Source organism: Sporosarcina sp. USHLN248 (assembly GCF_037144575.1).
Taxonomy (GTDB): Bacteria; Bacillota; Bacilli; order Bacillales_A; family Planococcaceae; genus Sporosarcina; species Sporosarcina contaminans.
Window position 1 is genome coordinate 50,103 of the sequence record NZ_JBBCZC010000019.1, and the last position, 17,142, is coordinate 67,244.

At 42.0% G+C, this 17,142-nt stretch carries 23 protein-coding genes; 8 read left to right on the plus strand and 15 right to left on the minus strand.

From position 1 onward, the window contains the following. Window positions 1–114 precede the first annotated feature (114 nt). Window positions 115–834, plus strand: coding sequence for a YebC/PmpR family DNA-binding transcriptional regulator (locus WFH04_RS09535; protein ID WP_336823825.1), 720 nt, complete (start codon window positions 115–117; stop codon window positions 832–834). Window positions 835–1,401: 567 nt separating this feature from the next. Then, window positions 1,402–2,922: a D-alanyl-D-alanine carboxypeptidase/D-alanyl-D-alanine endopeptidase gene (gene dacB / locus WFH04_RS09540; RefSeq protein WP_408020184.1), complete on the plus strand. Its 1,521-nt coding sequence runs from the start codon at window positions 1,402–1,404 to the stop codon at window positions 2,920–2,922. Window positions 2,923–3,224: 302 nt separating this feature from the next. Here dacB and WFH04_RS09545 read toward each other — a convergent pair whose 3' ends face one another. Beyond that, complete coding sequence (locus WFH04_RS09545) at window positions 3,225–3,608, minus strand: hypothetical protein (RefSeq protein ID WP_336823827.1); 384 nt, start codon at window positions 3,606–3,608, stop codon at window positions 3,225–3,227. Between the two features lie 196 nt (window positions 3,609–3,804). Between WFH04_RS09545 and WFH04_RS09550 the strand changes: the two genes are divergently transcribed. The 3 genes from WFH04_RS09550 to WFH04_RS09560 are packed head-to-tail and all read left to right on the plus strand — an operon-like array spanning window position 3,805 to window position 5,566. Further along, window positions 3,805–4,698: a prenyltransferase/squalene oxidase repeat-containing protein gene (locus WFH04_RS09550; RefSeq protein WP_336823828.1), complete on the plus strand. Its 894-nt coding sequence runs from the start codon at window positions 3,805–3,807 to the stop codon at window positions 4,696–4,698. A 19-nt stretch (window positions 4,699–4,717) separates the two neighbouring features. Further along, a complete protein-coding gene (locus tag WFH04_RS09555) occupies window positions 4,718–5,065 on the plus strand; it encodes a VOC family protein (protein WP_336823845.1) in 348 nt (115 codons plus the stop codon). Between the two features lie 30 nt (window positions 5,066–5,095). After that, window positions 5,096–5,566, plus strand: coding sequence for a DinB family protein (locus tag WFH04_RS09560; protein ID WP_336823829.1), 471 nt, complete (start codon window positions 5,096–5,098; stop codon window positions 5,564–5,566). 101 nt (window positions 5,567–5,667) lie between these two features. Here WFH04_RS09560 and WFH04_RS09565 read toward each other — a convergent pair whose 3' ends face one another. From WFH04_RS09565 to WFH04_RS09630, 14 genes are all read right to left on the minus strand, one after another. After that, on the minus strand, window positions 5,668–5,904 hold the full coding sequence (locus tag WFH04_RS09565; RefSeq protein WP_336823830.1) for a hypothetical protein: 237 nt from the start codon (window positions 5,902–5,904) through the stop codon (window positions 5,668–5,670). A 15-nt stretch (window positions 5,905–5,919) separates the two neighbouring features. Then, window positions 5,920–6,306, minus strand: coding sequence for a hypothetical protein (locus WFH04_RS09570; protein ID WP_336823831.1), 387 nt, complete (start codon window positions 6,304–6,306; stop codon window positions 5,920–5,922). A 116-nt stretch (window positions 6,307–6,422) separates the two neighbouring features. After that, entirely contained in the window at window positions 6,423–7,391 is a 969-nt protein-coding gene (locus WFH04_RS09575) for a S66 family peptidase (RefSeq protein ID WP_336823846.1), read from the minus strand. Between the two features lie 14 nt (window positions 7,392–7,405). Continuing rightward, window positions 7,406–7,864, minus strand: a complete 459-nt coding sequence (locus WFH04_RS09580; protein WP_336823832.1) for a GNAT family N-acetyltransferase — start codon at window positions 7,862–7,864, stop codon at window positions 7,406–7,408. A gap of 1 nt (window position 7,865) precedes the next feature. After that, a complete protein-coding gene (locus tag WFH04_RS09585; RefSeq protein WP_336823833.1) occupies window positions 7,866–8,378 on the minus strand; it encodes an NUDIX hydrolase in 513 nt (170 codons plus the stop codon). A 10-nt stretch (window positions 8,379–8,388) separates the two neighbouring features. Beyond that, window positions 8,389–9,087, minus strand: coding sequence for a nucleotidyltransferase domain-containing protein (locus tag WFH04_RS09590; RefSeq protein WP_336823847.1), 699 nt, complete (start codon window positions 9,085–9,087; stop codon window positions 8,389–8,391). Continuing rightward, entirely contained in the window at window positions 9,074–9,496 is a 423-nt protein-coding gene (locus tag WFH04_RS09595) for an NUDIX hydrolase (protein WP_336823834.1), read from the minus strand. The genes WFH04_RS09590 and WFH04_RS09595 overlap by 14 nt, the downstream gene beginning before the upstream one ends. Before the next feature lie 9 nt (window positions 9,497–9,505). Next, window positions 9,506–10,045, minus strand: coding sequence for a GNAT family N-acetyltransferase (locus WFH04_RS09600; protein ID WP_336823835.1), 540 nt, complete (start codon window positions 10,043–10,045; stop codon window positions 9,506–9,508). Window positions 10,046–10,864: 819 nt separating this feature from the next. Beyond that, window positions 10,865–11,785, minus strand: coding sequence for a helix-turn-helix domain-containing protein (locus tag WFH04_RS09605; protein WP_336823836.1), 921 nt, complete (start codon window positions 11,783–11,785; stop codon window positions 10,865–10,867). Window positions 11,786–12,059: 274 nt separating this feature from the next. Beyond that, complete coding sequence (locus tag WFH04_RS09610; protein WP_336823837.1) at window positions 12,060–12,251, minus strand: hypothetical protein; 192 nt, start codon at window positions 12,249–12,251, stop codon at window positions 12,060–12,062. Between the two features lie 2 nt (window positions 12,252–12,253). Next, window positions 12,254–12,523: a hypothetical protein gene (locus WFH04_RS09615; RefSeq protein WP_336823838.1), complete on the minus strand. Its 270-nt coding sequence runs from the start codon at window positions 12,521–12,523 to the stop codon at window positions 12,254–12,256. A gap of 129 nt (window positions 12,524–12,652) precedes the next feature. Further along, window positions 12,653–13,144: a hypothetical protein gene (locus WFH04_RS09620; protein WP_336823839.1), complete on the minus strand. Its 492-nt coding sequence runs from the start codon at window positions 13,142–13,144 to the stop codon at window positions 12,653–12,655. A 250-nt stretch (window positions 13,145–13,394) separates the two neighbouring features. Continuing rightward, window positions 13,395–14,012, minus strand: a complete 618-nt coding sequence (locus WFH04_RS09625; RefSeq protein WP_336823840.1) for an NUDIX hydrolase — start codon at window positions 14,010–14,012, stop codon at window positions 13,395–13,397. Next, a complete protein-coding gene (locus WFH04_RS09630; protein WP_336823841.1) occupies window positions 14,009–14,656 on the minus strand; it encodes an HAD family hydrolase in 648 nt (215 codons plus the stop codon). The genes WFH04_RS09625 and WFH04_RS09630 overlap by 4 nt, the downstream gene beginning before the upstream one ends. A gap of 634 nt (window positions 14,657–15,290) precedes the next feature. Here WFH04_RS09630 and fmdA point away from each other — a divergent pair. The 3 genes from fmdA to WFH04_RS09645 all read left to right on the plus strand — a co-directional run bounded on the left by fmdA (window position 15,291) and on the right by WFH04_RS09645 (window position 17,031). Continuing rightward, on the plus strand, window positions 15,291–16,469 hold the full coding sequence (fmdA, locus tag WFH04_RS09635; protein ID WP_336823842.1) for a formamidase: 1,179 nt from the start codon (window positions 15,291–15,293) through the stop codon (window positions 16,467–16,469). 12 nt (window positions 16,470–16,481) lie between these two features. Further along, window positions 16,482–16,751, plus strand: coding sequence for an FmdB family zinc ribbon protein (locus tag WFH04_RS09640; protein ID WP_336823843.1), 270 nt, complete (start codon window positions 16,482–16,484; stop codon window positions 16,749–16,751). Window positions 16,752–16,884: 133 nt separating this feature from the next. After that, window positions 16,885–17,031: a hypothetical protein gene (locus tag WFH04_RS09645; protein WP_336823844.1), complete on the plus strand. Its 147-nt coding sequence runs from the start codon at window positions 16,885–16,887 to the stop codon at window positions 17,029–17,031. Window positions 17,032–17,142: the final 111 nt, after the last annotated feature.

Sequence of the window (17,142 nt, forward strand, 5' to 3'; positions counted from 1 at the left end):
TTTCGACTGTAAAACTCTTGCGAACTATTGAGATTTTTCACTTGTCAATATTTAGCCTACGGGTGTATAATAACTCGATTGAACTTAAGCTCATATCGAAAGAGAGTGGTTACGATGGGCCGTAAATGGAATAATATTAAAGAGAAAAAGGCTTCAAAGGATGCAAATACGAGCCGTATTTACGCAAAATTTGGCCGTGAACTTTACGTAGCAGCAAAACAGGGCGAACCCGATCCGGAATTGAACCAAGCGTTGAAAATGGTCGTGGAACGCGCAAAAACATATAATGTGCCAAAAGCGATTATCGATCGCGCAATCGAAAAAGCGAAAGGCGGTGTCGAAGAGAACTACGACGAGTTACGTTACGAAGGCTTTGGCCCGAACGGCTCGATGGTCATCGTCGATGCGCTTACAAACAATGTCAACCGGACAGCATCCGAAGTGCGTGCTGCATTTGGGAAAAACGGTGGAAACATGGGCGTTAGCGGCTCAGTCGCTTACATGTTCGACGCGACGGCCGTATTCGGTTTAGAAGGCAAATCTGCCGATGAAGTTTTGGAGATTCTAATGGAAGCAGACGTAGAGGTGCGCGACATTTTAGAAGAAGAGGATACTGTCATCGTCTACGCTGAACCGGACCAATTCCATGCTGTGCAAGAAGCTCTGAAAGATGCCGGCATTACTGAATTCTCAGTAGCAGAGCTGACAATGTTAGCACAAAACGATGTTACATTAGACGCAGACGCCCAAGCGCAATTCGAAAAAATGATCGATGCGCTTGACGACTTAGAAGACGTTCAGCAAGTGTATCATAATGTTGATTTAGGTGAATAAAGTACAAACCGCCTCACGATTCCTTCGTGGGCGGTTTTTTTACATGCCTATGCGGCTTGTTGACAATTGAAGTCACCGGGATAGCGCTTTTCATTAGGACAATGGCATCTGAATAGGGGTATGCTCAATTTTGGATGGTGAGTGATCGGTTCTCATATGCAACCACTCGATTCGCATACCTAACCGCTCGATGAAACTTCGCAACCGCACGACGTACAGTCCCAACCGCTCGATATTTCCTCACAAACGATCGATAAGCTTACTCATCCGATCGTTTCAACCTGTTTACCGCCCGATGTGCAGACTCAACCGCTCAATAGTCTTGCGCAACTGTACGATAATATCTGCTTACAATCGATTCGCTTCCCTATCCGCACAATCTTGCTACAAATAAGCGGTAAATGCTTCATGATAATCTACATCTTTCTTCTATACCCATTCCAAGCTCCCCAACCCCATCAAATAGTACTTATTCATCAATTTATAATTTTCAGGAAGTTATACAGCGACCAGCGCTAAACTATAGTAAGATGAAGGAAAATCGAAAGGATGTGTCGTGAATTGAATTTGAAACAGACGATGAAACGAACGTTTTTGACGCTTGCTATGGCAACTGTCGCATTTTCTCCAATCGTTTATGATGGACAACATCAAACAGTTGCAGCATCTGATGCATTGACGAACATTGCAGCGATTGATTCGACATCCCTAAGAAATAAGATCGATACAATACTTGAAGATCCGAAGCTGTCCGGTGGCATTACCGGTGTTACGGTAAGAGACGCGACGAATGGCGAGGTTCTTTATTCGCACATGGGCGACATCCGTTTGCGACCCGCTTCCAATATGAAGCTGTTGACCGGAACAGTAGCGATGGACGTGTTAGGACCCGACTATCAATTCTCCACCGAAGTGCTGACGGACGGCTTAGTAAAGGGGTCAGTGCTTGGTGGAAATCTATACTTAAAAGGAAAAGGCGATCCTACTTTAATGAAAGAGGACTTGGATCAGTTCGCCAAACAACTAAAGGAAAAAGGCATTTCAAAAATTAGCGGCAATTTGATTGCAGATGATAGCTATTACGATGATGTCCGCTATTCACAAGACTTGAACTGGTCAGATGAGCATAATTACGTCGGCGCGCAAGTGTCTGCATTGACACTTTCTCCAAATGAGGATTATGACGCAGGAACGGTCATTGTTGAAGTGAGCGCTGGCAATAAAACCGGCGTTGCACCGAAAGTGACCGTCACGCCTGAAACCGATTCTGTCGAGATTATCAACAACGCAAAGACTGTTGCAAAAGATGAAAAGAAAAACATTTCCATTGAGCGCGAGCATGGCACGAACCGAATTTTCATTGAAGGGAATATGCCACTTGGAGCCGACAGTTCCAAGTCATGGGCTGCTGTCTGGGAGCCGACAATGCTGACGCTCGATGTATTTAAAAAATCATTGGAAGCGGAAGGCATTACAATTGAAGGAAGCGGTGGAATGAAAATAGGCACTGCACCTGAAATGGCGATTGTTCTCACTTCAAAAAAGTCTGTGCCCTTGAAAGAGCTTTTCATTCCATTCATGAAACTAAGCAACAACGGACACGCTGAAACTTTAGTAAAAGAAATTGGCAAAGTGCAGAAGGGTGAAGGTAGCTGGGATGCAGGCCTTGCGGTCATGAAGGAACAACTAAAGGAGTTCGGTGTCAACACAGATACTATAGTCCTTCGCGACGGTTCGGGAATGTCGCATAAGAACCTCGTTTCCGCTGATGAGCTTTCGAATTTGCTCTATAATGTGCAAAGAAAAAATTGGTTCCCCGTGTTTGAAGCTTCTCTTCCTGTTGCCGGCGAAGCTGATCGGATGGTTGGCGGTACGCTGCGCAACCGAATGGGCGAAGGATTGACAAGTGGAAACGTCAAAGCGAAAACAGGATCCATTACTGGCGTCTCCACCCTTTCCGGCTATGTTACGGCGAAAGACGGCACTGAACTGATTTTCTCGGTAATGATCAATAATTATGTAACCGGCCCTGTTACGCCGATTGAAGATGCAATTGCGAATGTACTCGCAGAATACGAAAGCAACTAATCGAACTTGAATAGGCATTCCCGTATATTAGGGATTGCCTCAGACTGTAGACAAAGTATCTTTTTACTTTGTCTACAGTTCTTTTAAGGTTTGTAGTCATGAGATAGGTGTTTGCCCAGCTTGGCTTGAAAACGCTTGTCAGACAAGGCGCGAAGTCGAGCGAAGACCCGAATAGAACTTAGGTTCATGAGGGGACGAGCGAGACGAGCAACGCAGTATGCGAGCGTTTGTCAACAAGCTGAGGCATTCCCGTATATTAGGGATTGCCTGTTTTTACGGATTTGGTAGTGTTTTTATTTCTTCTATGATAAAGAAATATACAAACATAATAGAAATGCAATACTCGATAAGGGTGTCATAACGACCCTTTCTTTTCTACTTCGGGAAACTATATTTGCTATCGTATTAAAGCCAAGGAAAATTGTAATAGCCCACACGAATATGTTTGTGGATGAAAAATTAAAAGCATGGAAGACATTCGTATGTTGTAGAAAAATGAAGCCCATAAACAAGAGTATGATTGCATTGAACACACTTACAATACGAAGTTTTTTTGGTAAAACCTTATGAAAGCCCCCCATTGCAAACTCGCCTAATGGAAAACCAAGTGAAAGTAGCACTTGAAATACTGCTATAGACACAAACATAATTGCAACAACGACTGATAATATTGAAGCAATATCCATTTTTAACACCTCCTAACATTATTCCTCAATCAGATTCAACTATCTCTACGAACATTGAATTCTTTAAGTTCAACACTGATAATATTTTATTCAACGTATCGGCGACATTACCTTCTCATTTATAAGATTTTTTAAAGGATTCACCAATAGTAATAGCGAATAGATGTATATCCGTAATGAAAGTGAGGGGGTTCCTATGGAAAAATTATCAACTGAGCAATACCAAAGCGCTGTAGAGTTTCTTACAACAAAAGCTCGTCCATTGGAGAAGGCGCTGTTTGAATTCGAGTTTGAAAATGGCAGCCGATCGCGTGTTTTGGAGGAATTGAAAAAGTATCAAAATGAAGATGGCGGTTTTGGAAATGGGCTTGAGCCTGATTTCCGGTGTCAGGCCTCTTCGGCGTTGGCGACGACAATCGGGCTTCAGCATATGATCCGCATCGGGGCGGATGAATCGGAGCCAATGGTTCAAAAAGCGATTCAATATGCTTTGCAAACATTTGATGAGGATCGTATGGGATGGGAAATTGTTCCCGAGGAAGTAGAAACCGCACCGCGCGCCATTTGGTGGAATTATGGCGGGGACTGGCCTTGGGGGAATCCAAGTGCGGAAATGACTGGCTTGCTTCATTATTACAAAGGGCTTGTTCCAGAGAATTTCTTGCGTAAGTTGACAGAGCATGCCATTACATACATCAACCATTTTGCAACAAACGATCATCACGAAGTGCAATGCCTCGTCAAATTCATTAATGAATTACCTGCGGAAGATGCAGCAAAAATAGCTGAAAGAGTTCGTGAAATTGCACAACATAGCGTAACGACAGATCCGGAAAAATGGCATGACTATTGCCTTCTCCCTCTTCAAATTGTGTCTTCACCAAAGTCCTTTCTCTATGAAGATTTTAAAGAACTCATTCCTGCCAATATCCATCATCTTCTTCGCACGCAGGCAGCGGATGGCAGCTATAAACCAACTTGGGATTGGGGACAATTTGAGGACGTTTGGGAAACTGCTAAACAGGAATGGAGTGGCGTTCTGACACTCGATCACCTTAAAAAGTTAAGAGCATTTAACGCAATTTCTTAAAGGAGGCTTCGTGAATACGATGCTATTTGAAAAGGTGGATACTATTTTTATTCCCGTCCAAAACATCGAAAAAGCAATGCCATTTTACGTCGATGTGTTAGGCGGAACGCCCGGTTGGACAGACAACAATGGAAACTATCAAACGATAGCATTCGGAAATACTTCTGTGACACTATGCAGCATTGAGCACAAGCTTGAAAAGAAGCTAGACACAAGTCTATTCAGCTTATATACAACATCCATTGAAAAAGCGCATGCGTATATTGCATCTCACGGTATCGATGTAAGTGAAGTAATGGAAGAAGGCGCAGCATATTTTATTATGAAAGATTCCGACTGCAACCGGATAGAAATCTGTTCTTATTAATTTTGGAAAGCATAGGTGACAAGTGACAAGATGAACATATATGTAAAGACAACATTGCATCAAATTTCCATAGCAGTGCAATCAATTATTGCCATCATGGACTCATTAGAGCAAAACGACCTATCGATACAACCAACCGAAAACAAATTATCCATCGGCGAATTGTTGACGCATCTATCCGTCATTTGCAAAGCGGATCTTCTCATTTCCGATGAAGCCTCTGAGGAACAAATGAGCAACTTCTATTCCTCTAGTTCCCTACAATCAATAGAGGATATGAAAAATGCGTTATTGACGAACTTCGCATTGTTAGAAAACCGTTATCTTCATTACACCGAAGAGGAACTAATGCAAACGACAACATCCTATTGGGGTGTCTCCTATACACGATTTGAATGGTTGATAGAAATCTCCAATCATCTATACCACCATCGCGGGCAGCTGCATGCCATGCTTGTTCATTGCGCTATGAAAGATCCCGACGTTGCGTTGTTTGAATGAGAGAGAAGTAGTCCTGTTAAGTAAGGAACATTTTCAATAAAATAAAAGTGTCTGCAGAGCATTAAATTCGTCATTCAATGTTCTGCAGACATTCTATAGATTTAATCCGAAAAATTCTTGAATAGCACATCCAACTCTTTCGCATCATACATTGTTCCTTCAGCGATAAACTTCTCAATCTCCACTGTGCCATCATCCATAAATTCAACTTCCCATCGTTCTCCTGGAACTGCTACTTCAACGAGAACACTTTCTGAACGAATTTTGCTTAAACGGTAAATTATTTTATTCTGATCCAACTGATTCAAAAAAGTATTGAAGGTAGCGAATATCGTCATTCCATCTCTCCCCAATCACAGTTCTAAATGCTCACTCATCTCAAACACATCAAAAACATTTTTTTGGATAATCAGCGACATGATTTTGCCTTCTTTTTCAAAGTAATGCACATGGCCAACCCGTTTATCTTCAAGCTCCGTCCAGCCCCATCTTTGAATTTCCTCCAAATAATCTTTCGGAGGGGTGCCTTCTTCATCTCCGATGCCTTTCAACTTGTACTTTGCCGATTTCGTGATTTCCGTCGTACAATCTTCCGGCCTTAGCTCATAGGCATTTTTCGGAACCGGAAAGCCTTCATTAATAACCGCCATCCGGTAGCCATCTTCCTCCGTATATTCATACGTACAACCTGTCAATAGCACAGCGGCAAACAGCAACATTGAAATTAATAATCTCCTCACTTCAGCAACCTCCTTACGGAAATGTCACAACTGTTACTTTCAGATTAATAGGAAAGTTACTGTTTGTCTCCCAACGATTTTGTGACAATAGAAAGAGGAGAAAGCACCTACAACATCTAAAATTTCAAAAGCTTTATTAACCCTTTCGAAGCATCCACCTGCACTTCCCCGCCGAGTGGGAAGGTAAACATCGGCTGTGTATGGCCGAAATCCACATCATAGAGCACTGGAATCATCTTCAACATCGGGTGTTTGTCGAGAATGAACAGCAACTGTTCCTCCGACATATTTGATGCCCGCTGAAATCTGCCTATAATAAGCGCCTTGATCGTTTCGGCATTTTGCAATAAAGACGTCAAATCCCTTGCAAATGTCTCGGGAATTGTCATTTCATCGTCCTCAATAAATAAAACCGCGTTTTCGATCGTAGGCATATACTTCGTACCTTGCAGCAAATTGAGCGTACATAAATTGCCGCCCCACAATTCCCCGATAGCTGCTCCGGCATTATACGTCTTCCAAACCGTCTTTTCGAAATGTCGAATCCCTTGATCTCCGCGCCACCAAATGTCATCGCTCCATTGTTCAGATGGCTTCAGTTCAAACGGCTCCTCCTGCATGAGACATTGCGTAAAAAATTGCGTCTGGTAATCTTGGCCTTCCTTCATTTGGAAACTCGAAAAATGCGGTCCTGAATACGTAATAAATCCACATTGCGTTGATATTGCGTTAGCTATCGCTGTAATATCGCTATATCCACATAACACTTTCGGATTTTGTTTAATCAATTCATAATCAACATACGGCAAAAGTTCATTTGAATTAAAACCGCCGATAACCGTCAATATCCCTTTCACATTGCCATCACCAAAAGCATCATGCAAATCATCTACTCTTTGCTGAATGGACGTTGAATTTTGCAAATCCCTTTCAAAAACATGCTTGCCAAAGGTGACTTTAAAGCCCAATCGCTCAAGCTGCTCTTTCGCTAGTTCAATACCATCTGCGGATAAAATATTAGCGCTACGGCTTGGGGCAATTACCCGTATTTCATCTCCCCGCTTCAACTTCTCCGGTATTCTCATCATCATTCCTTCTTTCATTTTTGAATCTCCAACCTTAAACGAACCATATCCATACATTGAATGCCATTTTCCATAATGATCTCGTCATAATGCTCAACAAAAAAATCTTTGATGATGCCCTCAATCCGAAAACCGCATTTCTGATAAAGCGCAAGCTGGCCGATGCTCGAATTGCCTGTTCCGATTTCAACTGCTTCATAGCCTTGTCTCTTCGCAACGTCAATAGCTTCTTGCACTAGTTTCTTGCCAAAACCCTTCCCTTGCTTATCTTCGTGAACAGCAATGTTTTTAATTTCCACCACTTCCTCAGTAAGCGGAACAATTACAAAGACACCAATAACCTCACCATTTTCCTCGGCGATGTAGCACTCGCCTTCCGCTATGTACTCTTCAACAAGCTCCCGTGACGGGTCGGCCATTAAAAGCAGATCAAACGGAGGCTTGTCATTACTGTGCAAACTTCTAATCTCCAAATCAAACACCCTCTTTCTCAACAGGCTGCAATGCCAGCTTCATAACCGCTTCGTACAATTCATGCCAACCTTTATAATAGTCTCCTACTTTATCTGGATTGATCAATGTTCGCTCCGATGATTCAAAATCCCCTTCAAACGGCAGAAATTCCGTAATATCCATACGATAAAAAACTTGGTACCCCACTTTCGGGTAAGGACTCGATTCATTCCAAAGCGGATTTTTTTCGTGATTCACTTCAATAGAGCCCAAAAGCGTACAATTGCCTTTTACGTACGCCTCCTCCATCACTTCACGATAAACGCACGACTCGACTGTCTCGCCAGCTTCAATATGCCCTCCCGGAAAATCCCATCCCCGGTCGTTCAAGTTCACCATAAGGAGCTGCCCGTCATGAAAACAAAATGCATGGACACTCGTAACCACTTGGCGATCCGGCATAAGCTCCGGCATCCACGTAAGCTTCAAATTATAACCTCCACGCGGTCCCCAGTTGACATACATACTCGGCATTGCACAGTCCTCACTTTCCTATAGAATAACCTGCAAATAACCTACCTCCAAACGGCTCCAACACTTCATCCACGATTTGAATAACCGCTTCCCTTTCTCCGTGCTTATAAAATTCTTGGAACGCCGCCAAGAATCGATCGGCAAAATAGACATCATACTGCCTTAATGCTCTAACGATCCATTTCGAAGCACCGATCCATTTCCCGTTCGTCCGTAGCACAAATTCATGCGCCGCTTCAGCAATTGCATTTGCAATAAACAACGCTTCCGCTTCATCTGATGTCCCGATGAAGTCATCTAACAAATCAGATAACATGTAGCGCTTCGTCTGCAGCACACTGTCCGTCCACTCTTCAGGCCCTTTTCGCAACAACTCATCTGCCTCTCCCTTAATTCTATGAAGAATGCCGGAATCGACAATTACGATGCCTTCCGACATCATGCGGGCCAATGACGGACGACCTCTTTCTGCATCCGAATTAAAGAAGTCTTTATAGCTCATTTGCGTATGCACAAATACCTCAATCGGCCAACCATATTCGACATGCGATTCCCGGTAAGCAGACGGCAGCCCATCTTGTATAACGACAATATCTAAATCTGATGTTGGTGTTTCCTCTCCCCTAACGACACTTCCTGCAAGAACAGCAGCTTGACAATCGGGAAAAAACTCATTAATAAATTGTGTTGCTGCGTCAATTGGTTTTATCCGGTGCATGTTCTTTCCCTCCGTTATATTTGAATAGCTTTTCGGCAATCTCAATCGGCCTAACATCAACTGACAGCAGCTGATTGATCGGCATCCACATCGACTCATATGTCCCACGGTTCCGATCCGCTTCAAATTCTTCTCCTGCACCAGTTCCAAAAACCCCACCGATAATTTCTGCTATGAAATAATGCTGCGTTCCATTAAACTGGACAGTTCCAAGACTTTCTTTAGTTTTAATATGTACGCCCAACTCCTCAAACACCTCTCGAATCGTCGCTTGCTCTGGACTTTCTCCATCTTCCATGCCCCCGCCTGGAAACACATAATACTCCGCCCCATTACGAGTTCTCTTAATAACGGCGACTTGATCCATATCTACAATGACAGCAGCTCCTCGATTTCTCATATGAAACCCTCATTCCCGCTTCTTTTCAATTAACCAGCAATCCCGATACTCTCCTTCATGCCACTCATGCTTCGGCAAAAGCTTCACCTTCTTGAATCCGGATTTCTCATAGCACCGAATTGCCCGTTCGTTCCAAGTTTGAGGATCCATGACGATACGGTCCGCCTTTCGGTCTGTGAATAAATAATTAACTACCATTTCTACAAGCTGCGTTCCAATCCCTTTATTCCAATAAGAAACCTCGCCGATGAACTGATCCATTCCGTAAATCGTATTTAGCGCATCAAAATATCCGTAAATCTCTCTTTCTTCATCTCCAATTGGATAAAACTGTACATATCCAATCGGGTTCTTCTCATACAAAATAAGACACCGCGATTCATCTCCCGCCTCCCCGAAAAAGTCCTCTTCAACTTGCGCCAAATCCGCAGGACGATCTCTTCCTTCGTAATATTGAAGGACTTCCGGATCAGACAACCACTTCACCATTAACTGCTTATCCTCTTCAATCAATTCCCGAATGGCCAGCCGACCATTTTGTAAGAACATCATTATCGCCCCCATCTTTATATTATAAATTTGATAAGTGGAAAATATAGTAAAAAGACCGCAACGATGTTGAAGCATCGCTGCGGATCATAGTCGCTGATTCCATTTCGAGTCAGCGTCCCCAAAGCAGAACATCCACTTGAGTCCGCTAAAACTCAAGGGTGGATAATGTATTTTGTACTACGATTCGTGTAGTAAAGATGATCATGCCGATGATCAATTTCGTGCAATAGACCATAACGTTGCAACAACGAGATACCGATCACCTTTGAAAACCTATGCTATTATCCCCCAATTATACCATCCGACCATTCCCACTTGCCAGACAATTCGAACTCGCATAGTTAACGATCATGCTTACATACTCATAAACCCCTGCAAGTTCGCATAAACCCACTCACAGACTCATTAACTCCAACAAGGACGCATAAACTCACTCACAGACTCATAAACCCCTGCAAGTTCGCATAAACTTACCCGCCAGACTCATAAACCCCTGCAAGGACGCATAAACCCACTCACAGACTCATAAACTCCAACAAGGACGCATAAACTCACTCACAGACTCATAAACTCCTGCAAGGACGCATAAACTCACTCACAGACTCATAAACCCCTGCAAGTTCGCATAAACTTACCCGCCAGACTCATAAACCCCTGTAGGTTCGCATAAACTTACCCGCAAGACTCATAAACCCCATCAAGAAAGCATAAACTCACCAAACAGGCGCATAAATACAGCTCTTACACCACTTTCAGCTCAATCCAAAAAGCCCCTCTTCCAAAAAGCAACACCAGAATGTAGGCTGCTTTCCCATATCAATTCACTAACAACGCATGAATCCACCCGCTAAGCGTCGCTTTATCTACAAAAGGCGCCAATCGTGCAATCGTCTCCGGATCCAGATCGACAATTTCCCTTTCATCCACAAGTCGCTTCAAAACATCTCTCCCTAAGAAAGGGGCAAGCGAAACGAGGCATTTTGAATCCAACTCACCGTCTACCGTCCGATCTACTAAACTGCTTAATTTGCCCTTGCTGCAAAAAGGAGCAAGCCGCACGATATCTCTCCACTCTATTCCTTCACGAATCGCTTTCTCGATTAATTCATCCACCATGTCCTCCCCAACAAACGGCGCCAATCGAGCGACGATAGCGAAATCCAGCTCATCTTTATTTGCTTTTTCAATTAATCCCCTTAGCGCCTCTTTACTGCAAAACGGCGCTAATTTTTGCACAAACTTCATATCAACGCCTTCCTTCGCAACTCCAATTACCAATCCATCTAACAATTCTGTTTCCACAAAGGGTGCAAGTTGTACAATCAGATCTTGATTAAACAGTCCCTTATTAACCCGTTCTGCCACATCCGCCAATTCACTCGCCTTTAATAGAGGAGCAACTTCAATAAGCCCTTCCATATCCGCTTCACCCGTATTGATCATTTCTGCAACTTCTTCCCGGCGGTTTTCAGTAAACCTTGTCATCATTCGACCAATATTATGGATATACGTCGAGCTGTCCTTATCGGCTCCCCCATTCATTAACTCATCAACTGACACACCAAACGTTTGCCCGACAACCATGAGTGTACCGATATCCGGCAGTGAATCTCCACGTTCCCATTTCGACACAGCTTGGTGACTTACATTTAACCGATCCGCCAACTCTACTTGTGTCCAATCCCTTTCCTTTCGCAATTTCGAAATATAACTTCCAACCTTAACAGAATCCAACATCCAAACTACCTCCCCAAAAAGTTTCAGTGCGCACTGTTAACTTCAGCGTAGCATATTGTTATCCCATCTCCTATCAACTGTTAGTTGAATGTAAGATTCTACTCATAGTGGAATCTTTTTATTGGCCTTTCAAACAGATACTTCTTTTGATGGAAACCTATTTTGAACTACATTTATTTTGGACAACGTCCCGATAGACGCTTTATGAACAGGATTAACCATTTAAAAAGGAAGCCAATTTTTCATAACGATTGGCTTCCTGTTCTTTCACTATTCACTCCAACCATAATGTCAATTTCGATTCATCAATACGACCCTTCACAACTCCGATGTCTGCAATCGTAAGTTGCCCATCTTCTACAATCGGCTTCTCGTCCAACAAAATTTGGACATGCTCGCAATGGAAAATGTTTTCATCATTCAGCGCAATGACTGGCTGCTGTAAAAGAAACTCTTGTTCACCCATTTTCAAACGTACAAAATTTTCATGCAGCACTTTTTTCCGCGTGCTGTAATGTTCATCGGATCGATGCCTGTAATTCGGATTGCCCCATAGATATTGAGCACATATCGTGCTTTTTGAAGTGCCTTGTCGATCTTTTCGTCACGCTTTTGAAATATCAGATGAATCAGTCTTTTCGCATCTGCTATTTCAAGATTGTTAATGCTCTTTTGCACCGGCTCTACAAACTGTTTTACATACGCGTATAACGTCAGCTCAGATTGCATGAAATCCACTTGCCATCCTGCGGACAATTCATCTAATAAAATACAAAGGAATAATCCGGCACTGTAGCAACTTCTGCGTAATGTAGAATCTTCTATATTCAGTAAAGGTTTTCCGTAAGAACGAATTTCTTCCTTCTTTTACATACCACTTCTAACGACATACGCATTTAATTCTACATAATATGCTGGGTCTTCGACTGTTTCAATGAGCTGCTCATATTCCATAAACTGGCCAATCACTTCAGCTCGACGCTCTCGATATGAAATAAATTGATTCAAGTCGTTAACTCTCTCTACTATATATGTTGCCATGACAGACTTGTACAAATGCAGACGCTCCTGTTGGTGCAATGCGATGTTTTCTGCATCATTCGGATACGTGATGCCCAACACTTCATCAGGGAACCTCGACTCCCCTTTCACATATTGCAATCCGTGAAACAGTTCATGGGCAAGCACAGAATATAACCGACTATCATCTGCAAAACTATCTACTTTGACAATTGCAGTTGGATACTCTTTAAATAAAATCAATGTAATTCCAGCAAAACCCTCACTCCATGGAATCTCCACAACTGCTTCTGAATAAAAAGGATGATGATACAAATGCACAATTTCATCAGTGTACAACGCATACGCGACAGCTTGAAAATCAGGACAAAGAACAGATAGCCACTTATCATCGAGATGCTCTGTTCATTCATGTAAATCTATGGACAAAGCTTCATTCCCCCAATATCCTATATTTTACTGACAATGTTTTTTTTGCGATGATGCCCCTTAATTAGTTCCATCAATTCTGAAAATTACATACTGATTTATTGCTTAAACGAAAGAATTAGACCGATAAAAATAAAAAGAATATCCTACTAACGACAGTTCAATCAAATATCGCTTCCTTTTCCGGATTTCTCAAGAAATCAAATACCATTTTAAGTTGAGTCACTGTATTTCGATTCTCGGAAAGCGGCGGTAGATTATGTTCTGAGAAAAATTCAACTTGAGAAGTTTCTAACCCAGTTGCAGGCTCTCCTCCGATAATTTCACACAAAATAAAAACTTTATAATAATGGTATGCCTCCGGAGGATGAGGGTGCTTGTTTTTATCCAATAAGGCAATTAACTTCACCGGGTTGACATCATAATTCGACTCCTCTTTAATTTCCTTCACTACATTCTCGGAAGGTGACATTCCAACATCGCAAAATCCACCAGGTAAAGCCCATTGATTATCAATATTTTCTTTCACCATTAATATTTTGCCATTTTTAAAAACGACACCTCGAACGTCCACTTTCGGCGTTTGGTAACCCGTTTCATTCGTAAATAAATCGTTGATTATATTTATTTCAAGATTGGTATGCTCCGCCATAATCTCAGCGCTAATTTCGCGCAATTCCTCATACCGTTCGATGTCGTATAAATCCTTTGAAAAAGCTAACCCTGACTGGGACAGTGCTTGGATTCTTTTTGCCCAGTCCAACCATTTCATACTCATTTAACCCCCACCTTTACGTAACTCATAAATTCCGTCACATTTCTCACGATTAAATCCGGTTGCTCAAAGAATGCTTTTGCTTGATACTCAGGAAGCCATTGGACACCAATTGTAAAAACATTCGATTGCTTTCCGGCAATGATATCCGCATCGCTATCCCCAACAAAAATCGCTTCAGAACTATCTACATCCAATAAAGACAAAGCCTTCAGCAGCCCTTCTGGATGCGGCTTTGGATTGCTCACATCATCTCCTGTGATCATAACATCAAACAAACCTTCCATATGTAACTGTTCCAATGAAATATGTAGACTTCTTTTTGCTTTTCCTGTAAAAATTCCTAACTTGATATTTGCTTCTTTTAAAGATGTTAAAAGCTTTATTATTTCATCATTAACAGCTACCAAATCTTTGTGGAATTGGGCATATGTTTCATAAAAATGTTTAATTGCTTCTTCCTTATGAGGACTCATTAGATTTTCCCTAATAATTCCGACTTCTGAAGGACCAAACATTTCAACAATTTCGTTTGGTGTAATCTCCCTATTATCAAACCTTTTAAATACATTTTGAAATGCACAGTAACAAATTGGCAATGTATTCGCCAATGTACCATCAAAATCAAATAATACAGCTCTCATCATACATCCCCTCTATTAAAATTTTTCTTCTCAAATTGCACATCAAATCTTTCAATCAATTCCCATTTATTGTACCACTAACTTCATGGATTGTTCATAGCCAGGGCAAAAGACAAATTGAATTCGTAACCCCCGAAAAAACGCATAAAAACACGTTTCATACGCAAAAACCCTCCAGATATACGCATAAACATACCAGTTCACTCATAACCCCCAACTAAAACGCATAACTACACTTTCCACTCGACGGAAGCAGACCTATAACAAACAATTGGCAGGCACTTAACAATCCACATATCTTGTCAATTTAGGCTCTACAAGGAGTTCAAATTAATAAGCTGAGTAAAAACGAACAGACACCTAACAGTAAGTTAACAGTCACTTAACACCTACTAAGAATGTAAGAACTTAAGAAAGAAAAAGGAAAAAAATAATTACGAGCATAAGCACTAACAAAAACTCCTTAAGTATCCTTTTTGATTGCACCCATCTATATATTCCTGACGAAAGGACCTGTTATGCTCCGATGCGCATACCCATAATTGGAAATGCCCTCATCATTCATATAAATTTTACAGTTACATATAGTGTCTCTGAAGTGAAAACTCATTTGAAATGTATGATTGGGGGAAATGAAATGGCAAAATCCTTGTACACTCTTGATTTGAACAAGCCTATGGAGGAGCAAGTTCATCCAGGGCATAATCGATGGCACCCAGATATCCCTGCTGCCTTTTCTGTTGATCCGAAAACTTCGTTTAGAATGGATTGCAAAGAATGGACAGATGGGCAAATTAAAAATAATGACAGCGCAGAAGATGTTCGAAAGGTGAATCTTACGAGAGTACATGTTTTAAGCGGTCCAGTGTATATAAATGGTGCGGAACCGGGTGATTTGCTTGTTGTCGATATTTTAGATATCGGGGCCCACCAAGGACATGAATGGGGGTTTAACGGAATCTTCGCCAAGGAAAATGGCGGCAGCTTCTTAGTGGACGAGTTTCCAGAAGCACAAAAGTCGATTTGGGATTTTGAAGGCATTTATACGACTTCACGTCATGTTCCGGGCGTAAAATTTGCCGGACTCATCCATCCCGGCTTAATCGGTGTCGCCCCTTCCATGGAACTTTTGCAAAAGTGGAATGAACGGGAGCAAAAATTAATTGATAAAGATCCGAATCGCGTGCCAGCCCTCGCCAATCCGCCTAATGAAGAAAGTGTCGTACTTGGCCATTTGAAGGGGCCCGAGTTTGACCGGATCGCCAGAGAAGGCGCACGTACCGTTCCGCCACGCGAAAATGGCGGCAACTGCGACATTAAAAACTTGTCAAAAGGATCAAGGATCTACTTCCCTGTATTCGTTGATGGTGCGAAGCTGTCCGTAGGCGATCTGCATTTCTCACAAGGAGATGGTGAAATTACATTTTGCGGCGGAATCGAAATGTCAGGCTGGATCGAGCTAAAGGTGGATGTTATAAAAGGCGGCATGGAAAAATATAAAATCTATGAAAACCCTGTATTCCAGCCAGGTCCAGTAGAGCCGCACTATAATGATTTTCTCGTCTTCCAAGGAATTTCAGTCGATGATCGGAACGGTGAACAATCGTACTTAGACGCCAATTTAGCATACCGCCGCGCTTGCCTGAATGCGATTGAATACTTGAAAACATTGGGCTATACGGGAGAACAGGCATATATGCTGTTAAGTACGGCACCTGTCGAAGGACGGATCAACGGCATCGTCGATATTCCGAATGCATGTTGTACAATCGCCATCCCTACCCAAATATTCGATCAAGATATTCGGCCTAAATAAGGAGGGATTAGTTTGCCGAGCTACACATTCCGATGCAAAGACTGCGGCGAATTTACATTGTTCTTTAAGACCATGGCTGGCAATAAACAAAAAACAGAATGCCCAAACTGCAATCAACAATCTACAAGAGTCTTTTTAGCACCTAACCTATACTCTCTATCCAGAGAAGTAAGTTCCCGGATAGAAAAAGGAATGGAGCCTCAACGAATGACAAGGGCTGAACTATGTCCCAAACAGTTGGTGAAAAAGTCAAAAGTGAATCGTCCTTGGCAAGTTGGGTAATTTAAAAATAAAATACTTCTGCAAATCCACATGGCTCAGTAGGGCTAATGTGGATTTTTTATCGCAATAAACATTTGCATATTCCCTTATCACTTGGATACCCTAATTATAAATTTTCTAAGGAAGTGAACGTATGACACCTGAAAACACACCTCTCGCCCAACTAAGTGATGAACAGCTAAAATCTTTAATCGAGTTTGAAGAAGAATTAGGAGTCACATTGATCGCCTACGAAAGTCCGATGCATGATACGAATCATATTATTGAGTCGGATGTCTAGTGGATAGGCTACACTTAGATGGACAGAAAAATTAAGGTCTTGTAGAATACAACTAATAGAAATGAGGAGACTACAATGACCGAAAAAAGAACAAGAAGATCCTTTACCCAA

What these genes read in the sequence shown, in the direction of transcription:
- WFH04_RS09535 (WP_336823825.1), top strand. Translation starts at nt 115, where the DNA reads ATGGGCCGTAAATGGAATAATATTAAAGAGAAAAAGGCTTCAAAGGAT.
- WFH04_RS09545 (WP_336823827.1), bottom strand. Translation starts at nt 3,608, where the DNA reads ATGGATATTGCTTCAATATTATCAGTCGTTGTTGCAATTATGTTTGTG.
- WFH04_RS09550 (WP_336823828.1), top strand. Translation starts at nt 3,805, where the DNA reads ATGGAAAAATTATCAACTGAGCAATACCAAAGCGCTGTAGAGTTTCTT.
- WFH04_RS09555 (WP_336823845.1), top strand. Translation starts at nt 4,718, where the DNA reads ATGCTATTTGAAAAGGTGGATACTATTTTTATTCCCGTCCAAAACATC.
- WFH04_RS09560 (WP_336823829.1), top strand. Translation starts at nt 5,096, where the DNA reads ATGAACATATATGTAAAGACAACATTGCATCAAATTTCCATAGCAGTG.
- WFH04_RS09565 (WP_336823830.1), bottom strand. Translation starts at nt 5,904, where the DNA reads ATGACGATATTCGCTACCTTCAATACTTTTTTGAATCAGTTGGATCAG.
- WFH04_RS09575 (WP_336823846.1), bottom strand. Translation starts at nt 7,391, where the DNA reads ATGAGAATACCGGAGAAGTTGAAGCGGGGAGATGAAATACGGGTAATT.
- WFH04_RS09585 (WP_336823833.1), bottom strand. Translation starts at nt 8,378, where the DNA reads ATGCCGAGTATGTATGTCAACTGGGGACCGCGTGGAGGTTATAATTTG.
- WFH04_RS09595 (WP_336823834.1), bottom strand. Translation starts at nt 9,496, where the DNA reads ATGAGAAATCGAGGAGCTGCTGTCATTGTAGATATGGATCAAGTCGCC.
- WFH04_RS09600 (WP_336823835.1), bottom strand. Translation starts at nt 10,045, where the DNA reads ATGTTCTTACAAAATGGTCGGCTGGCCATTCGGGAATTGATTGAAGAG.
- WFH04_RS09605 (WP_336823836.1), bottom strand. Translation starts at nt 11,785, where the DNA reads ATGTTGGATTCTGTTAAGGTTGGAAGTTATATTTCGAAATTGCGAAAG.
- WFH04_RS09610 (WP_336823837.1), bottom strand. Translation starts at nt 12,251, where the DNA reads ATGGGTGAACAAGAGTTTCTTTTACAGCAGCCAGTCATTGCGCTGAAT.
- WFH04_RS09625 (WP_336823840.1), bottom strand. Translation starts at nt 14,012, where the DNA reads ATGAGTATGAAATGGTTGGACTGGGCAAAAAGAATCCAAGCACTGTCC.
- WFH04_RS09630 (WP_336823841.1), bottom strand. Translation starts at nt 14,656, where the DNA reads ATGATGAGAGCTGTATTATTTGATTTTGATGGTACATTGGCGAATACA.
- fmdA (WP_336823842.1), top strand. Translation starts at nt 15,291, where the DNA reads ATGGCAAAATCCTTGTACACTCTTGATTTGAACAAGCCTATGGAGGAG.
- WFH04_RS09645 (WP_336823844.1), top strand. Translation starts at nt 16,885, where the DNA reads ATGACACCTGAAAACACACCTCTCGCCCAACTAAGTGATGAACAGCTA.